General features: G+C 64.9%; 1 protein-coding gene. It reads right to left on the bottom strand.

Annotated elements, in window-relative coordinates; all coding sequences use genetic code 11:
* The coding region (locus E1202_RS31100; protein WP_408007746.1) for an alpha-mannosidase at window positions 1-1,404 on the bottom strand (1,404 nt) is incomplete at both ends.

The raw sequence follows: 1,404 nt of genomic DNA, 5'->3' as shown, positions 1-1,404 counted from the left end.
GGGATGTCGTCGTGGGTGTGGGGTGCGGCGTTGAAGGTGATGGGGGTGTCGCCGGGGCCGGTGAGGGTTTGTTGGGCTTGGTTGATGAGGTTGTTGAGCTGGTCGGCGATGTCGGCGTAGGTGTTCTCGGCTTCGCGGTGGACCCAGGCGATGGAGGATCCGGGGAGGATGTCGTGGAATTGGTTGAGGAGGACTTGTTTCCAGAGGGTGTCCAGTTGGTCGTAGGGGTAGTCGGCGCCGGTGTTGAGGGTGGCGGTGGTGCACCAGAGTTCGGCTTCGCGCAGGAGGTGTTCGCTGCGTCGGTTGCCTTGTTTGGTGCGGGCTTGGGAGGTGTAGGTGCCGCGGTGGAGTTCGAGGTAGAGCTCGCCGGAGTAGACGGCGGGTTGGGTGTGGTCTGCTTCGGCGGCGGTGAAGAATTCGGTGGGTGTGTGCAGGTGGACTTGGGGTGAGCCTTCGAGGTTGTGGGTGCGGTGGGCGCGTTCGAGCATGTCGCGGGTGGGTCCTCCCCCGCCGTCGCCGTGGCCGAAGGGCAGGAGTGAGTGGTTGGCGTAGCCGTGTTCGGAGAAGTTGTTCTGGGCGCGGGCGAGTTCGGCGCCGGTGATTTCGGCGTTGTAGGTGTCGGCGGGTGGGAAGTGGGTGAAGATGCGGGTTCCGTCGATGCCTTCCCAGTGGAAGGTGTGGTGGGGGAAGCGGTTGGTCTGGTTCCAGGAGAGTTTTTGGGTGAGGAACCAGGTGTTGCCTGCTTGGTGGATGAGTTGTGGGAGTGCGGCGCTGTAGCCGAAGGAGTCGGGTAGCCAGACCTCGCGGGTTTCGATGCCGAATTCGTCGAGGAAGAAGCGTTTGCCGTGGATGAGTTGGCGGGCTAGGGCTTCGCCGCCGGGCAAGTTGGTGTCGGATTCGACCCACATGCCGCCGACGGGGACGAATCCGCCTTGGTCGATGTGGTGGCGTACGCGGTCGTAGAGCTTGGGGTGGTGGGTTTTGATCCAGGCGAGTTGTTGGGCCTGGGACATGGCGAAGTGGAAGTCGTGGTGGTCGAGCAGTGTGGTGACGTTGGCGATGGTGCGGGCGACTTTGCGGATGGTTTCGCGGATGGGCCACAGCCAGGCGGAGTCGATGTGGGCGTGGCCGACGGCGGAGATCTGGTGGGCGCTGGGGTGTGCGGGTGCGGCGAGGGCGTCGATGAGTTGGTTGCGGGCGCCGGTGGCGGTGCCAGGGATGTCGTGGAGGTCGAGGGTGTCGAGCATGCGTTCGAGGGCGCGGAGGATGTGGTGGCGGCGGGGTGAGTTCTCGGGTAGCTGGCGCATGAGCTGGTCGAGGACTTCGGCGTCGTGGTAGAGGGCGGCGGTTTCGCTGTGGCGGAGGGCGATGTCGGCTTGGTGGAGTTGGTAGAGGGGTGGGCTG

Source organism: Saccharopolyspora karakumensis, assembly GCF_004349225.1.
Lineage (GTDB): Bacteria > Actinomycetota > Actinomycetes > Mycobacteriales > Pseudonocardiaceae > Saccharopolyspora > Saccharopolyspora endophytica.
The sequence above is the reverse complement of the archived record's forward strand: the minus strand, read 5'-3'. Positions and strand labels throughout refer to the sequence as shown.